Consider the following 15,560-nt stretch of genomic DNA (forward strand, 5'->3'; position numbering starts at 1 on the left):
TTCGGATTAGGCGCTAGAGGGGACGGATGCAAGTGACGAATAAGTGGAAGGAAGACAGGGCGTTTCTATTATTCATCGCGCCGTGGATTGTTGGATTTCTATGCTTTTTCGTTGGACCGGCGATGGCTAGTCTCCTATATAGCTTCGCCGACTATAATGCGATTACGAAGCCAATATGGATCGGCATCGATAATTATACCCATCTAATATCGGATCAGGTCTATTTGAAAAGCCTTAGAAACACGCTATATTTCGTCTTCATTGGAGTTCCGGTTACGGTAGGATTCCAGATTGTACTCTCCCTTCTTCTCAATGTGGAAATCCCCGGGATCCGGGTTTTCCGTACTTTGTACTATTTGCCCTATCTGGTACCGCCTGTTGCAACCGTTATCATTTGGATTATTCTTTTCGGTTCGGGCGATAGCGTCGTTAACTCCCTGATTGTCTTGTTCGGCGGCTCCAATGTCGATTGGATGGGGACCGAGGGCTTGATTAAACCGGTCATTATTTCCATAGGAATGTGGAGCTCGGGAGGAGCCGTCCTTATCTTCTTGGCTGGCTTGAAGGGGATCCCCCGTTCGCTGTACGAAGCCGCACGTATTGATGGGTCAGGCCCTATCCGGACTTTTTTTAACATTACATTGCCTATGCTCACCCCTACTATTTTGTTTACGGTCGTCATGCAGGTGATTTATTACTTCCAAATGTTCACCGAAGCCATGTTGCTTAGTAAAGGAGGACCTAACTATGCCTCCCAGACCTACATGATGAATACGTATCAGGTTTCCTTCCGCGATCTTAACTTCGGTTATGCGATGGCTCAGTCGTGGGTGTTGTTCCTGCTCATTCTCGTAATCACGATTGTCTTGTTGAAATCCTCGCAGCGCTGGGTTTATTACGAAGGCAGCGAGAAGGGAGGGAGCAACAGTTAATGAGCACAGCCAAGGCAATGACCTCAACCTACAAGTACATCATGCTTCTCCTGGGTCTTCTCGTGTTCATAGGACCTCTTCTATGGCTCCTATCGACCATGCTTAAGACGCAAGATCAAACCTATGTGTTTCCGCCAAAGTTGCTGCCTAATCCACTGACGTTTAGCTCCTTTTCCAGGTTGTTCGAGACGATGTCGCTTATGCCTCGATGGATCATGAACTCGTTTGCCGTATCGATTATTAATGGTTTAGGCACGATTCTTACGAGTTCTCTAATTGCATTTGGTTTCGCTCGAACGAGATCAAGGCTGAGATCGGTTCTGTTCATCATTGTGCTGGCTACCTTAATGATCCCTTCGCAGGTCACGCTTATCCCGATGTACATCCTATTTAGCAAAATCGGTTGGTATGATACTTGGCTACCGCTCACGATTCCGGTGTTTCTAGCTAATCCGTACTTCATCTTTCTTTTCCGCCAATTTTTCATGACGCTTCCAAGAGAACTCGACGAGGCCACCTATGTGGATGGGGGAAATTACTGGACGATCTACAGTAAGGTCATCCTGCCGCTTTCTGGACCCATTATCATATCCGGATTTATTTTCGCCTTCGTGTTCACTTGGACGGATTATTTCTCCCCGCTTATCTTCATTCAGTCGGAGAAGCTGCAGATGATGAGCGTAGGATTGCAGTTAATCATGGGCAAGAACTCGCAGGATTTACCGATGATGGCCGCAGGCTCATTCCTCGCGCTCGTGCCGATCGCCGTAATCTATTTCACGGCTCAGAAATATTTCGTAGATGGCGTTGTCATGTCGGGAATTAAATGAGAAAAAGGGGAGTGTCGTGATCATGATGATTCGACTGAGTTCGCGTGGGAAGATCGGCTTTATCATGCTATGCATTTTGGCGTTGTTCGTAACGGCTTGCGGAAGCAACAAGGGAAATGCTCCATCATCGGGTGCCGAATCCTCTTCCGGCACTACCGCTTCGAACGATCCGGCATCGATTAAGGCCAAGGTTACCTTTATGCAGTGGGGAACGCAGGAAGAAGTGAATCAGACGAAGGAACTGCTCAAGAAGTTTAACGAGAAGTATCCGAATATTAAGGTAGAGGTGTCCTCTAAGGACTGGGAAACCTATTGGACGGCAATAACCGCGCAAGCTGCCTCGGGTACCCTGCCGGACATTTACAAGATGGATGAAGCTTATTTGGATAAGTACGCCAAGTTGGGGGCTATGAAAGACTTAACAAGCCTCATGTCCGAGCATTCCTTCGATGTGGATGCCTTTGAGCCGAGTGTACTGCACAAGCTTCAGCAGTCCGGAAAGCAGTATGCTCTGCCTCGCGATGCGAATACGATCGTCGTTTTCTATAATAAGAAGCTATTCGCAGACGAGAAGACAAACCCGCGCGGAGCCCCGGTTCCGACATCGGAAATGTCGTGGGATGAATTTATCCAGATCGCTAAGCAAATGACTTTGGATAAGAAGGGCAGAACGGCTGCGGATAGCGACTTTGATAAATCAAGCACCTCGCAATGGGGCTTGGTCATGGATGCGGCCGGCTCGGCCGACTCAGTGCTGGAATCGCAGCTCTGGTCTAACGGGGCAAGGCTGGTTAACGATGACCAATCGTTCGCTATGAACTCGCCCGAAGGGCTCGAGGTGCTGAATAAATTCCGTAGCTTCATTGTGGATGATCATGTTGTGCCTTCGTCTAGCCAGGTCAAGTCTATTTCTCCGGATCCCTTTTTATCCTTGGCAACGGGGAAGGTTGCCATCTCCTTCGGCGGAAGCTGGAATACAAGCGAATACAAAGTAGCGAATATTGATTTCGAGGCCATACTCCCGCCGAAGTTCAAGGAAGAGAAGACGGTTGTTCAAGTATCCGGATACGGAATGAATCCGAAGACGAATAACGAAGAAGCGGCATGGATTCTACTGAACTGGCTCACGGGTTCGGAGGGCCAAATCGCACTTGCCGAGCAAGGGCAGTCGATCCCGGCTAATAAACAGGCAGTCGATACGTATCTGGCGATACAGGACGGCTACAACAAACAAGTGTTTATCGATTCGCAGAAATATGTCATTCCCGTTCCGTTCTTCGACGGCAAAGAGAATCTGCTATGGGACATTATTCCTCAAATGCTATCTAACCCATTGTCCGGGAAAGGCGATATTCAGCAGGCGGTTAAGGATATCGGAGCAAGCTACGGTAAATAAAGCGAGTCTGGAAAGCTAGGGTTTGCGCCAAAATGCACAAGGCAGGGGAAAGAGATCGAATGAACCGAAATGCTGTCATTTCGATCATTCGATCTTCTATTTCATCGCGAAATTGACATGAATATAAGGATTTCGTATGATTATCACAATTACTTTGGCGCAAATTGCGAATATGATTTTGAGGAGTGGAAGAGAGACGTGACAACGCTGAAGGATGTCGCACAACACGTTGGCGTCTCCATATCGACGGTTTCTAGAGTGGTTAACAACGAGGCTACTCGCTCTGTCAATTCGGAAACCCGCCGAAAAATATGGGATGCGGTAAAGGAGTTAGGTTATCAATCCAACAAGGGGAATCGTCATGCGGTTAAGGGCGGACAACACACTCCAACTTCTACGGAAGCTGTTCGCATAGGATGCATCGTCGCCGTAACGCAGAATAAATACAATCACCCTTACTTCTCCGGCATTCTTGAAGGAATCGAGAAGAGTCTCCTGAATTATGGATGCGAGCTGTCCTATGTATATACGGGAGATGATCTGCGGAACCCTGGCGTAATCAATCGGATCCTTCACGATCATCCGGTGGATGGAATTATACTTGTTGAAGGCCTTGATCCTTCTCTATATAAGATGATAAGAAAAAGCATCTCTCATGTCATTGGAGTCGACGTGTCGGATCCGGGGATTGCGCGCGTTACCTATGACCGCGTCGAGGCTGCAAAAGTTGCCGTTAAACACCTTGTCGAGAAAGGGCATAAGCGAATCGCATTTATCGGGGGTTCGGGTCTATCCCAGGACATGGAGAGAGAGAAGCGTTATCGGGGGTATCGCGAGGCGCTCAGAGAAGCGGATATTATGTACCGTCCGGAGTGGGCTCTAAATTCTCACTGGGAAGTCGAAGAGAGTTATCAATTGACCAAGCAGTTGCTGAAGAATGAAGAGGAAAGGCCGTCGGCCATATTCGCGGCTAGTGATATGATGGCTATAGCGGCAATGAGGGCGGTCAACGAATGCGGACTTCGAATACCGGACGATGTGGCCATCGTAGGCATCGATAATATTGAATTTTCGTCCTATAGTTCTCCTCCGTTAAGCACGATTCACATCCCTAAATTAGAAATCGGTCAAATCGCCGCCAAATTGTTGGTGGATTATATTCACAATAAAATGCCGATTCCCGTTAAGATCACGGTGCCGTTCGAATTTATCGCGCGCCAATCGACTTGACGCAAGAGCCGTCCTCTAGGGATGGCTCTTTGTCGTTAGAGGAGCTGAATCCCGGCGGACAAGTAGGTTTTCTTCAATTCGGGCGGTATCCGGCTATCCGTAATGAGAGCATTAACCCGTTGCCAGCCTTCGATTAAATAAAGAGAGCTGCGGTTTAACTTGGTATGGTCGGCAAGCACATACGTTTCTAGGGATTGACGCATCATTTGGCGATTCGTGTTCGCTTCTATTTCATTAAAGGTCGTTAAACCTCGATTTAATTCCACGCCGTCCGCACCTAAGAAAGTCTTCTGAATGGTAATCCGTTCAAGCGTCGCATCGGCCATCGGACCGGACAGCTCATAGCTCTGGGTTCGATTGACTCCCCCGGTCATAATCAATTCCAAGCCGGGCAGGCCGGCTAGCTCGAATCCGATGTTAAGAGCGTTCGTTACGACCGTGAGTCGGTCGAAGGGCTGTTGGATGATGCGACGCGCGACGAACATATTGGTCGTTCCGCCGGTCAATCCGATAACGTCGCCTTCGCGGATTATGCCGTACGCCTTCTCGGCAATCTCCTTCTTCTCCTCCGGATTCATCTCCATCTTCCTATAGAAGGGAATCTCCGTTCTGACCGTATCAAGAACAGCTCCGCCAAAGGTACGAATGAGCTTCTTGTCCTGCTCCAGCGTCTCCAAATCCCGCCTTGCGGTCGCCTCGGATACTTGGAATTGATTAATAATATCCCCGACGGTTATTGATCCTTGATCGCGTAGCCGTTGAACAATTCCTTCGCGTCTTGACGCAGTCTTACTCATGACAGGACTCCTTGTACGATCATTGCAAATCGCTGTTATCTCGTCTGTCTAGAATAACATAACCTCCCTTAAACGTCCATAATAATGATTGAAACGATTAATAAAATGCGCATTTTAGTTCTTTTATTCAAAACAAATGATTGACTCAATCATTAACTAGTCGGATAATGAAGGAGATTCAATAGTGACGGTTATGGGAGGTTCTTCAATGACGCGTATTGCAATCGTAGGCTCGGGAAGTATGTTCACTCAGTATTTGGCTTCGGATATTTTACAAATCGCCGGCTTGGACAATGGGATATTCGCTTTAATAGATGTAGATTCGCGACGTTTGGAGCTATCGCTTAAGCTAGTTCGGCGTTTGATTGAATTGAGCGGCAAAAATTGGACGGTAGAAGCTTCTACGAATAGACGGGAAATGCTGAAGGGATCGCGTTTTGTCATTAACCAGATTGAGGTAGCCGGACTCTCTACGGTTCGTAACGAATTCGAAATTCCGCTTCGATATGGAGTTAAGCAATGTATCGGAGATACGCTAGGGCCAGGGGGGCTGTTCAAGACTCTTCGGACCTTGCCCGTATGGCTGGAAATCGTGCGGGACATAGAAGAACTGTGTCCGAATGCAACGATTCTGAACTACACGAATCCAATGTCCGCCGTCACTTTAGCAACGTCAAGAGCGACAACGGTGCCTGTCATCGGCTTGTGCCACTCGATCCAGCATTCATCGCAGCAGTTGGCCAAATATTTGGATGTTCCCTATGAGAAGCTGCACTGGCGCTGCGCGGGCATTAATCATATGTCTTGGTTTACGGAATTAAGCGTAGAGGGGCAGGATCAATATCCGGCCTTAATGGCTCGTATGAATGAACCTGATTATGTAGCTAAAGATCCGGTGCGACTAGATTTCGTTAAGCATTTCGGCGCGTTCGTGTCGGAATCCAGCGGACATTTCTCGGAGTATATTCCTTATTACCGCAAGCGACAGGACTTAATCGATAAGCATTGTGCATCGGGCTATAATGGCGCGACCGGATTCTACGCGAATGAATGGCCGACCTGGAGACGGGAAACCGATGAAACGATCGAGCGGATCGTATCCGGGGAAGAAGAAATCAAGCTGGAGCAGAGCGACGAATACGCCGCGATTATTATCGATAGCATCGTTAACGAGAAGCCGAACGTGATCTATGGCAACGTACCTAATCGCGGGCTGATCGAGAATCTTTCCTTCGAAGGAATCGTCGAAGTGGCGTGTCTTGTCGACCGTAACGGGATTCAACCCACGCGTTTTGGACGCTTGCCCGAGCATCTGGCCGCTTTGTGTCGCACCAACATGTCATTCTTCGAATTAGCGGTGGAGGCCGTAATGGAGCAGGATAGGGAGAAGGCGTTGTACGCCCTATACATGGATCCGTTATCTGCCGCCGTATGTTCACCGGCAGAGATTAAAAGCATGTTCGAGGAAATTTGGGAAGCGGATGCCCCTTATTTACCGAACTGGAAATAGAAAGAGGAATACTTACAAGAGAACAGAGGTGCCGACATGGAGAATCGAAAGATTATTATTATCGGAGAATTGAATGTCGACCTTGTTTTCGCGGGTAACGATATTCGTCCGGAGCCTAATCGCGAGAAGCTAGTGGATGATTTCAAGCTTGTATTGGGTTCCTCTTCTGCAATCACGGCAACCGGGTTAGTCGCGCTAGGCTGGGACGTAGAATTTGTCTCTATCGTAGGGGATGATGAATTCGGTCGATTCTGCGTAAAAGAATTAACTCGGTTCGGCGTCGGGGTATCCCATGTCGTTGTGGACCCAAGCTGCAGTACCGGAGTAACGTTATCGCTCACGGACGGTAACGATCGCTCGCTTCTTACTTATATGGGAACAATTGCTTCCGTCACGCCGGAACTGATCCCGATCGAGATATTCGAGGGTGCGGCGCACGTGCATTTCGGGTCCTTCTATTTGCAAGAGCGTATGCGGCCCCATTGGTCGAATGTGTTCCGCGCGGCAAAGGGAGCGGGATTAACGACCTCATTCGACGTCGGATGGGATCCGGAAGAAGCTTGGGATCGGGAACGTATCAAGGAGCTTCTGGCATGGACGGATTGGTTTATTCCGAGCGAGGAAGAGGCGCTCCGTATATTTGATGTCCAAACCCTGGCTGAGTTGGTTGAATCACTACCAGCCAAGCGAGGGCAGGTCATCGTCAAGCGGAGCTCATCAGGAGCCATGGCCATCGATACGAATGGCCTTATGACGGAAGGAAAGCCGTTTCGGGTGACGCCCGTGGACACGACGGGAGCCGGGGATTCGTTTAATGCAGGCTGGATTTCCGCGATGCTCTCAGGCAAGCCCAAGGCAGAGGCTATTCTCTATGCCAATGCTTGCGGAGCATTGGCTACCTTGTCCATCGGAGGAGCAGGGGGGCTAAGCCTGGAAGGGGTAAGGCGTCTTTTTGCACAGGAAGCCGGTTCATAATACGTCTTGATAAATGAAATCAACATCAACTTAGGAGCGTGATTGACTTATGACAGCCAACACACAGAACCGCGGAGAACTGACCTATCGCGAGATCGCCGAGCAACCGCTGGCGTTGAAGGAAGCCTATGAGGAGGCGCTGCGCCGCAAAGCTTGGGCCGAAACCTATTTAGCGGAACCAACGGTTTCACAAACCTTATTCGTCGGCTCAGGCTCCTCTTATTATCAATCCCAGACGATGGCGGCGACTTATCGCTCATGGCTTGGACGAGAAGCCTTGGCATTGCCTTCTTCCGATCTGTTGCTTATCCGTAAACAGGTTGCGTCCGAGAAGCTTCGGACGGTCGTGTTCGGAATCTCGCGATCCGGGGAATCCACTGAAGTCGTTAAGGCCTTGGAATCGGTGAAGGAGCTGCCGAACTGGCAGACAGCGGGCGTTACTTGTTATAAGGACAGCAGCATGGCGAGCTTAGGGGATGTACTGGTATCGAAGCTCGGCCAAGAGCAAAGCACGGTGATGACCAAGTCGCTTGCCAGTATGATCGTCGGCGTGCAGACGGCTATCGCCTCGGTATCGGATCAACCTTCTCTGTTAACCGATATGGCTGATGTAGTTGCGGGTCAAGCCGATCGCGTAATCGAAGGCGAACAGCTTGCCAAGGATTTGGTTCAATCCAGACATTTTGATCGTACGGTCTTTCTTGGCCTCGGAGCGATGTTCGGCATTGCTCAAGAGGGATGCCTCAAGCTCAAAGAGATGGCTAACGTCTGGACCGAAAGCTTCGGGACGCTAGAATTCCGCCATGGTCCGAAGTCGATCGTCGATCCGCATACTTGCGTGATTGTGCTTGTTACGGAGTCGTCGCGCGCGGCTGAGCTGAAGGTCGCACAGGAAATGAAAGAATATGGCGCTCATGTCGTAGTTGTCGTGGCAGCAGCAGGGGAGGATACAGCATTCGCGGATACGGTTGTCGTCGTTGGTTTATCGCATGTTGCGGATGAAGCCCGTTCCGTGGCCGCGCTTCCGTTCCTGCAGTATTACGGCTACTTCACCGCGCTCAAAAGAGGCGTAGACCCCGACCAGCCTCGCAACCTGACTCAAGTGGTTAGAATTTAGATAGAGCAGAGCCCTAATAGACATCATACTGGAGGAATATGCATGCCACTCGTATCATCAACACCCCTTCTTCGAACAGCACGAGCGGAAGGTTATGCCGTTACGGCATTTAATGTACACACGTTAGAGATGCTTCAAGCGGTCGTTGAAGCCGCAACGGAGCTTAACGCGCCGGTCATCCTACAGACGACGATGGGAACCGTTCAGCATCTGGGAGCAGACTATGTCGTAGCAGCCGCCAAAGTAGCTGCGGATCAGACGCATGTACCTGTCGCGCTCCATCTGGACCACTGCACCGACTTTGCAATGGTCGTTCGATGTATTCGCGCAGGATACACCTCCATCATGATCGACGCGTCCATGAAGCCTTATGCGGATAATGTTCGCGAGACCCTTCGAGTGGTCGAGATGGCTGCCGCGATTGGAATTAACGTTGAAGCCGAGCTAGGTAAAGTGGGTGGCGTGGAGGACGATATTGCGGTGGCCGATCACGATGCGACTTTGGCCGATCCGGAAGAATGCGTGCGCTTCGTGTCGGAAACCGGCGTACCGACTCTTGCTCCAGCCATCGGTACGGCACATGGGATTTATAAGGGCGATCCGAACATCGATTTCGAGCGGATCGGGCGTATCGCATCGATGGTTGACGTTCCTCTCGTGCTGCATGGAGGCTCGGGTATACCTGAAGATCAGGTGAAAAGGGCGATTTCGCTTGGGATGGCGAAGATGAACGTGGCGACCGAGCTTCGCATCGTGTTTACCGACGCGATTAAGAAGGTATTCGCGGACAATCCGAAGGTCGATGATCCCCGTCACTATCTTAAACCTGCCAAGGATGCGCTGCGCGAAGCGGCCAAAGAAAAAATCCGCATGTGCGGAGCCGCAAATCGCATTAAAAGGGGATAAAGGCGATGAACGCTCCGCTAATCTTGCCGATCGTATGTACGGCACTGAACCCTGCAATCGATAAGCGTCTTCATCTTCCTAAGTTAACTATCGGCGAGGTGCATCGGGTCGCTCATATGGAGGCGACGGCAGGCGGCAAAGGATTAAACGTCGCCCGCGTCGCCCGTGCACTTGAGGCGCCCGTAATCGCTTCCGGGTTCATAGGCGGGAAAAACGGGGAATGGATCCGAGAAGAGCTGACCCAAGCCGGAATCGAACAGCAATGGACGGCTATCGCGGGCGAGACGCGAACATGCCTTAATCTGATCGATGATTCCAACGGGAGCTCTACCGAGGTGCTGGAGTCAGGTCCTCCAATTTCCCAGGAGGAATCCGCCGCCTTCGTGAGTCTCTGGCGCGCTTTATGTGTTCCCGGTCGTTGGATGACTCTGTCGGGTAGCCTACCCCGCGGGCTGTCTCCTTCGTTTTATTCGCAGCTAATCGAGATTGCGAGAAGCAAGGGGGCTTCAGTCGTTCTGGATACGAGCGGCGTTCCGCTTGAAAAAGGCGTTGAAGCGGGGCCGCATACGATCAAGCCGAACGAGCAGGAATTTAGACAGTGGACGAACTCCGATCCGCGCGACGAAAAAGCGATGCTTGGTCTAGCTAAAGAATTAAGCTCGTATGGGGTCAAGACGATCATCGTCTCTCTAGGCCGGGAGGGGTGTATCGCGGCGACCGCCGACGGACGACTTTTGCGAGCTAAGGCCCCCGTTATACACGCGATTAACGCGGTCGGCAGCGGCGATGCGTTCGTAGCCGGCTGGACGGTTGCGTGCGCCCGAGGCATGGAGATGTCCGATGCGCTTCGTTATGCGTCTGCGGCCGGCGCATCTAATGCCATGTCGTCGGGAACAGGCGTCATCGACCCTTCCCTCATTCCTGCCCTAGCGGCGGAGGTACAGCTTACGCATTCCTGATCGTTTGCGATTGCGATCAGCCGCTATCCCAGTCGTCATCATAATCCAGATCCTGCAGATCTGTCCGGTATTCGGACAGGTCTGTTTTTTTGCAACAAAATAAAGTGGACGGATGTGAGTAATGATCGTATAATGATGTTAATTTGTAACATTAAATGATAATAACGAACTTTTTCAGTAGAGGAGACGGTTGATTTATGCTTCCAACGAATGCAAAGCCAAGGCTCAAAAGGATGTTCAGCGCACAGGGGAAATGCTTCGACGTTGCAATCGATCATGGTTTTTTTAACGAGATGAGCTTTTTGTCGGGAATCGAGAACATGCGGGAGGCAATAGAGACGATCGTCGACGCGGGACCGGATTGCATTCAGCTAAGCGTCGGTCAAGCTGGCCATCTGCAAGCGATCCCTGGCAAACAAAAGCCGGGTCTTGTGCTGCGCACGGACGCGGCGAACATCTACGGCAATCAGTTGCCGCGATTTCTGTTCAGCGAGTTGATCGGCAACGCGGTCGAGCATGCGGTTCGTCTCGATGCCGTCGCGATCTGCGTGAACCTGCTCATGCTCCCTAATCAGCCCGAGCTTCATCATCAATGCGTGCGTAATGTTACGTTGCTGAAGACAGAGGCGGAGAAATACGGAATGACGCTCATGGTTGAACCGCTCGTCATGCTCGGCAATGAGGAGAAGGGCGGCTATATGGTCGACGGAGATCTTAACAAGATTCTTCCGCTTGTTAGACAAGCGGTCGAACTCGGCGCCGATGTCATTAAAGCGGATCCTTGCGATAACGTACAGGAATATCATCGCGTAATCGAGATTGCTTCCGGCATCCCGGTGCTTGTGCGAGGCGGAGGCAGAGCGAGCGACGAGGAGATCATCAGCCGAACCGTTGAACTCATGAAGCAAGGCGCATCGGGCATTGTTTATGGGCGCAACGTCATTCAGCATCCTAATCCATCGGGGATGACGAAAGCGTTAATGTCGATCGTCCATCACGGCGCGACCGAGGATCAAGCGTTAGCTTTGTTAAAATAACACATTCGAGCGAGGAGATATCAGGCATGACTAATGCTACTAATAATAAGATCATCCGCTTCGGCGTCATCGGTTGCGGACTTATGGGCAAGGAATTCGCCAGCGCAGCATCGCGCTGGTGCCATCTGACCGGCGTAGACTTCGAACCGAAAATCGTGGCCGTCTGCGATGCGATGCCGGCGGCGACGGAATGGTTCACGGCCAACGTGTCTAGCGTTCAGAGAACTTATAGCGACTATAAAGATCTGCTGACGGATCCGGAGGTGGATGCCGTCTATTGCGCGGTTCCCCATAATCTGCACGCGCAGATCTATGTAGACATTATCCGTGCGGGCAAGCATCTACTCGGCGAGAAACCGTTCGGAATCGATCAAGAAGCGAATCGCCTGATCTCGCAAGCCTTGCAAGAGCATCCAGAGGTCATCGTCCGTTGTTCGTCCGAATTCCCGTTCTACCCGGGCGTACAGCAGATCGTGCAGTGGGTGAATGAGGGCAAATTCGGCCGAATCATTGAGGTAGAGGCCGGTTTCTGGCATTCCAGCGATCTGGATCCGACGAAACCGATCAATTGGAAGAGGCGAATTGCCATGAACGGCGAATATGGATGTATGGGCGACTTGGGGATGCATGTGTTGCACTTGCCGCTTCGCTTCGGCTGGAAACCGAATTCGGTACGCGCGCTCTTGTCCAAGATCGTGCCGGAGCGTCCGGACAATCAGGGCGGCATGGTGCCTTGCGAGACTTGGGACAATGCGATTCTGGCCTGCGACGTGAAGCTGGCAGACCAGAAGTTCCCGATGGTCCTCTCGACGAAGCGGATTGCTCCCGGCCATGCGAATACGTGGTTCATTCGGATTCAGGGCACTGCGATGTCCGCCGAATACTCGACGAAAAATCCGAAGCAGATCGCCTCGTTGCCTTACGCGCCTGGCGGACAGCAAGCGTGGCATGTGCTGGACACGCCTTATAAATCAGCTTATTCGACCATTACGGGCGGTATTTTCGAATTCGGATTTTCGGACTCCATTCTGCAGATGTGGGCGGCGTTCTGCGACGAGGTCGTTCACGGCAACCAGATGCAGCAGGCTTTCACATGCGCAACGCCGAGCGAAGCGGAGGACAGCCACAGAGTCTTTACCGCCGCATTAGAGTCAGAACGGACCGGAGGCACGATTCCGATTTCTTGGAGGGATTAAGTTGCGGGCAAGAGGAGCCGAGGTTATCGTAGCCGGACATATTTGCTTAGATATTATTCCTAAGCTTACGGAGAGGAAAGAAGGCGTAGAAACCTTATTCATACCGGGTAAGCTGGTGAACGTCGGCCCGGCGGTAATCGCGACGGGCGGCGCCGTCTCGAATACGGGAATCGCGCTTCACCGGCTGGGCAGCCGCGTCAGGTTGATGGGCAAGATCGGAGACGATCCGTTCGGCCGAACGATCGTGCAGGTGCTAAACGGTTACGACCCGTCATTGGCCGAAGGGATGATCGTTGCCCCTGGCGAGCATAGCTCCTACACGATGGTCATCAGTCCGCCGAACGTGGATCGTATTTTCCTGCATTCGACGGGGGCGAACGACACGTATACGGTGGACGATGTGAATAGCGAACATCTGCAAGGGGCTCGGTTATTTCATTTCGGCTATCCGCCGCTCATGCGCAGGATGTACGAAGAGGGCGGGGAAGAGCTGGCAAAGCTGCTTCAAGCCGTGAAGAACGAAGGTCTAACCGTTAGCCTCGACCTCGCGATGCCGGATCCGGAGTCCGAAGCCGGCAGGGCGGATTGGCGCTCGATTCTAGAGAGAGCTCTCCCTTATACCGATGTCTTCCTGCCCAGCTTCGAAGAAATCGTGTATATGCTTCACCGCGATCGCTACGAGCAGTGGCTCAAGATGAGCCCGAAGGGAGACTTGCTCCCTTATGCCGACGGCGAGCTCTTGCGCGAGCTCTCGGAGGAGCTGCTTGCCATGGGGGCGGCCATAGTGGCCGTTAAGCTCGGCGAACATGGCTTATACGTGCGCACGACGGCCGATGCCGAGCGTCTGGCCGCTATGGGTGCTTGTGCTCCGATTGAGGATGGCGCGGCGAATTGGTTAGCTCGGGAGCTGCTTGCCACGTGCTTTAAAGTAGATGTAGTCGGGACGACGGGGGCGGGAGACTGCACGATAGCCGGGTTTCTATCGGGATTGCTTGCAGGACATGCTCTGGAAGAGACGCTCCAGACGGCCGTCGGGGTTGGCGCGTGTAATGTAGAGAAGGCCGATGCGGCCAGCGGTATTCCGACGCTCGACGAAGTGAAAAGCAGAATGGCCTCCGGCTGGACCAAGCGAAAGCTATCGATTAGCTTGCCTGGCTGGGCGGAACGAGAAGATGGCGTATGGGAGGCATTGCGATAATGAATAAAAGCGAGATTCAGCAAGCGCAGAAACAGACTGCGGCGAGTTTAGCCGCATGCGGTATCCGGCTAACTCCGAGTGAACTCGATCAGATCGAAATCGCCGATTTCGGCCTCGGCGAATTGGAGCTTCAAGGCTTGGAATTGATTACTTACGTGAATACGGATCGATATTGCGCCAAGGAGCTCGTGCTCTTCCCACGCCAGACTTGTCCGGAGCACTTGCATCCCGCGGTAGGGGAGGATCCGGGCAAGATGGAAACTTTCCGTTGCCGATCCGGCAAGGTTTATTTATATGTAGAGGGTGCAGCGGCATCGACCCTTCAAGCTCATATCCCCTCTGGGAGCGAAGCGTACTATACGGTCTTTCACGAAGTGGAATTGAACCCGGGCGAGCAGTATACGATACAGCCCGGGACGAAGCACTGGTTTCAAGCCGGCGACGAAGGGGCGATCGTCTCCGAATTCTCGAGCACGAGCCGTGATGAATATGACATATTCACTGATCCACGAATTGTGCGAGTTCCAGCCGTTTTGGAAGATGAGTAGAGGTCTGACGGCTGCCGAATCCGGAGAAGCATTTCAAGAGTATACGCGACCAAAGAAGCTCTTGATAAGCTTCGCAACCTGTAAGCTTTGTTCTTCTAGCACAAAATGCCCTCCGCACAGAAAATAGGTTTCGATATGGACTAAATCTCTGCTAAAGGCATAAGCCCCTTCCAGCGTAAAGATAAAATCGTTTTTCCCCCAAGCTATGAGCGTTGGGGGCTGATAGGCTCGTAAATATTGTTGCCAGACAGGATATTGTTCAACGTTTTTTCTATAGTCGTAGCCTAGCGCCAATTGGATTTGGCTATTGCCGGGGCGATCCAGAAAAAACTGGTCCATCGTATACCCATCGGGGCTAATCAGATAAGGCTCGCACACTCCCGTCAAATATTGCTTTTTCGTAAAATCGAAGGTGACAAGCTCGGCAAATGCCGCTACGGTTGTCGGGCTCGGATCAGCCCAAAGCGCTTTAAAGAGATCGAACGGTTTCCCTAGACCTTTCTCGTCCGCCACTGCATTCTGAATAACAAAACCAAGAATTCGTTGCGGATTACGAACAGCCAGCCTAAACCCGATAGGTCCTCCATAATCATGAACGTACAAGAAATAGCGAGGAATGCAAAGCTTGGCGATTAGCTTCTCGATCACAATGGAGAGATTCTCGAAGGTGTATGGATATTGTGCCGTCGTAGGCATACTACTGTTACCGAATCCGGGATAATCGGGAGCGATGACGTGAAACCGGTCGGCCAGTAGAGGGATTAAATCCCTGAACATATGGGAAGAGCTTGGAAATCCATGAAGAAGGATTAGGGTCGGACGATCGGGGTGCCCGGCCTCCCGAAAAAAGATATCCAAGCCATCAATTTTCGTTTTTTTATATCTCACCATCATGTCAGCTCCCTATCCGAGCGCATTTCCCGTCATAA

Annotated in this window: 15 protein-coding genes; 13 read left to right on the forward strand and 2 right to left on the reverse strand. The window is 51.5% G+C overall.

Annotated elements, in window-relative coordinates:
* Window positions 1-32 precede the first annotated feature (32 nt).
* The 4 genes from D7Z26_RS18930 (at window position 33) to D7Z26_RS18945 (ending at window position 4,388) form a co-directional block, all read left to right on the forward strand.
* A complete protein-coding gene (locus D7Z26_RS18930; protein WP_233567052.1) occupies window positions 33-932 on the forward strand; it encodes a carbohydrate ABC transporter permease in 900 nt (299 codons plus the stop codon).
* Complete coding sequence (locus D7Z26_RS18935) at window positions 932-1,762, forward strand: carbohydrate ABC transporter permease (protein WP_120978837.1); 831 nt, start codon at window positions 932-934, stop codon at window positions 1,760-1,762. The genes D7Z26_RS18930 and D7Z26_RS18935 overlap by 1 nt, the downstream gene beginning before the upstream one ends.
* A 22-nt stretch (window positions 1,763-1,784) precedes the next feature.
* Window positions 1,785-3,158, forward strand: a complete 1,374-nt coding sequence (locus D7Z26_RS18940; RefSeq protein WP_158602374.1) for an ABC transporter substrate-binding protein — start codon at window positions 1,785-1,787, stop codon at window positions 3,156-3,158.
* Window positions 3,159-3,356: 198 nt separating this feature from the next.
* Window positions 3,357-4,388 carry a LacI family DNA-binding transcriptional regulator gene (locus D7Z26_RS18945; protein WP_120978590.1) on the forward strand — a complete coding sequence of 344 codons (1,032 nt, stop codon included), beginning with the start codon at window positions 3,357-3,359 and terminating at the stop codon, window positions 4,386-4,388.
* A 35-nt stretch (window positions 4,389-4,423) separates the two neighbouring features.
* Here D7Z26_RS18945 and D7Z26_RS18950 read toward each other — a convergent pair whose 3' ends face one another.
* Window positions 4,424-5,185 (reverse strand): DeoR/GlpR family DNA-binding transcription regulator, encoded by a 762-nt coding sequence (locus D7Z26_RS18950; protein ID WP_120978591.1) that lies wholly within the window; start codon window positions 5,183-5,185, stop codon window positions 4,424-4,426.
* Window positions 5,186-5,393: 208 nt separating this feature from the next.
* Between D7Z26_RS18950 and melA the strand changes: the two genes are divergently transcribed.
* The 9 genes from melA (at window position 5,394) to D7Z26_RS18995 (ending at window position 14,631) form a co-directional block, all read left to right on the forward strand.
* Window positions 5,394-6,695: an alpha-galactosidase gene (melA, locus tag D7Z26_RS18955; RefSeq protein WP_120978592.1), complete on the forward strand. Its 1,302-nt coding sequence runs from the start codon at window positions 5,394-5,396 to the stop codon at window positions 6,693-6,695.
* A gap of 36 nt (window positions 6,696-6,731) precedes the next feature.
* Window positions 6,732-7,670, forward strand: a complete 939-nt coding sequence (locus tag D7Z26_RS18960) for a carbohydrate kinase family protein (protein WP_120978593.1) — start codon at window positions 6,732-6,734, stop codon at window positions 7,668-7,670.
* A gap of 49 nt (window positions 7,671-7,719) precedes the next feature.
* Window positions 7,720-8,787 carry an SIS domain-containing protein gene (locus tag D7Z26_RS18965; protein WP_120978594.1) on the forward strand — a complete coding sequence of 356 codons (1,068 nt, stop codon included), beginning with the start codon at window positions 7,720-7,722 and terminating at the stop codon, window positions 8,785-8,787.
* A gap of 42 nt (window positions 8,788-8,829) precedes the next feature.
* Window positions 8,830-9,693 carry a class II fructose-bisphosphate aldolase gene (locus D7Z26_RS18970; protein WP_120978595.1) on the forward strand — a complete coding sequence of 288 codons (864 nt, stop codon included), beginning with the start codon at window positions 8,830-8,832 and terminating at the stop codon, window positions 9,691-9,693.
* A gap of 5 nt (window positions 9,694-9,698) precedes the next feature.
* Window positions 9,699-10,652 (forward strand): 1-phosphofructokinase family hexose kinase, encoded by a 954-nt coding sequence (locus tag D7Z26_RS18975; protein ID WP_120978596.1) that lies wholly within the window; start codon window positions 9,699-9,701, stop codon window positions 10,650-10,652.
* Window positions 10,653-10,849: 197 nt separating this feature from the next.
* The gene (locus tag D7Z26_RS18980) at window positions 10,850-11,689 is read left to right on the forward strand and encodes a class I fructose-bisphosphate aldolase (protein ID WP_120978597.1); all 840 of its coding nucleotides are present in this window, start codon (window positions 10,850-10,852) and stop codon (window positions 11,687-11,689) included.
* A 26-nt stretch (window positions 11,690-11,715) separates the two neighbouring features.
* Entirely contained in the window at window positions 11,716-12,885 is a 1,170-nt protein-coding gene (locus D7Z26_RS18985) for a Gfo/Idh/MocA family protein (RefSeq protein ID WP_120978598.1), read from the forward strand.
* A gap of 1 nt (window position 12,886) precedes the next feature.
* A complete protein-coding gene (locus D7Z26_RS18990) occupies window positions 12,887-14,083 on the forward strand; it encodes a carbohydrate kinase family protein (RefSeq protein ID WP_120978599.1) in 1,197 nt (398 codons plus the stop codon).
* Complete coding sequence (locus tag D7Z26_RS18995) at window positions 14,083-14,631, forward strand: D-lyxose/D-mannose family sugar isomerase (RefSeq protein ID WP_120978600.1); 549 nt, start codon at window positions 14,083-14,085, stop codon at window positions 14,629-14,631. The genes D7Z26_RS18990 and D7Z26_RS18995 overlap by 1 nt, the downstream gene beginning before the upstream one ends.
* A gap of 33 nt (window positions 14,632-14,664) precedes the next feature.
* Here D7Z26_RS18995 and D7Z26_RS19000 read toward each other — a convergent pair whose 3' ends face one another.
* Window positions 14,665-15,522, reverse strand: a complete 858-nt coding sequence (locus D7Z26_RS19000) for an alpha/beta fold hydrolase (RefSeq protein ID WP_120978601.1) — start codon at window positions 15,520-15,522, stop codon at window positions 14,665-14,667.
* Window positions 15,523-15,560 lie beyond the last annotated feature (38 nt).

The organism is Cohnella endophytica (assembly GCF_003628305.1).
In the GTDB taxonomy this organism is placed as follows: Bacteria; Bacillota; Bacilli; order Paenibacillales; family Paenibacillaceae; genus Cohnella; species Cohnella endophytica.

Bases quoted from the DNA above. Each gene is read 5' to 3' on its own strand.
- D7Z26_RS18975 (WP_120978596.1), top strand. From the start codon at position 9,699: ATGAACGCTCCGCTAATCTTGCCGATCGTATGTACGGCACTGAACCCT.
- D7Z26_RS18935 (WP_120978837.1), top strand. From the start codon at position 932: ATGAGCACAGCCAAGGCAATGACCTCAACCTACAAGTACATCATGCTT.
- D7Z26_RS18985 (WP_120978598.1), top strand. From the start codon at position 11,716: ATGACTAATGCTACTAATAATAAGATCATCCGCTTCGGCGTCATCGGT.
- D7Z26_RS19000 (WP_120978601.1), bottom strand. From the start codon at position 15,522: ATGGTGAGATATAAAAAAACGAAAATTGATGGCTTGGATATCTTTTTT.
- D7Z26_RS18970 (WP_120978595.1), top strand. From the start codon at position 8,830: ATGCCACTCGTATCATCAACACCCCTTCTTCGAACAGCACGAGCGGAA.
- D7Z26_RS18965 (WP_120978594.1), top strand. From the start codon at position 7,720: ATGACAGCCAACACACAGAACCGCGGAGAACTGACCTATCGCGAGATC.
- D7Z26_RS18960 (WP_120978593.1), top strand. From the start codon at position 6,732: ATGGAGAATCGAAAGATTATTATTATCGGAGAATTGAATGTCGACCTT.
- D7Z26_RS18950 (WP_120978591.1), bottom strand. From the start codon at position 5,185: ATGAGTAAGACTGCGTCAAGACGCGAAGGAATTGTTCAACGGCTACGC.
- melA (WP_120978592.1), top strand. From the start codon at position 5,394: ATGACGCGTATTGCAATCGTAGGCTCGGGAAGTATGTTCACTCAGTAT.
- D7Z26_RS18995 (WP_120978600.1), top strand. From the start codon at position 14,083: ATGAATAAAAGCGAGATTCAGCAAGCGCAGAAACAGACTGCGGCGAGT.
- D7Z26_RS18980 (WP_120978597.1), top strand. From the start codon at position 10,850: ATGCTTCCAACGAATGCAAAGCCAAGGCTCAAAAGGATGTTCAGCGCA.
- D7Z26_RS18940 (WP_158602374.1), top strand. From the start codon at position 1,785: ATGATGATTCGACTGAGTTCGCGTGGGAAGATCGGCTTTATCATGCTA.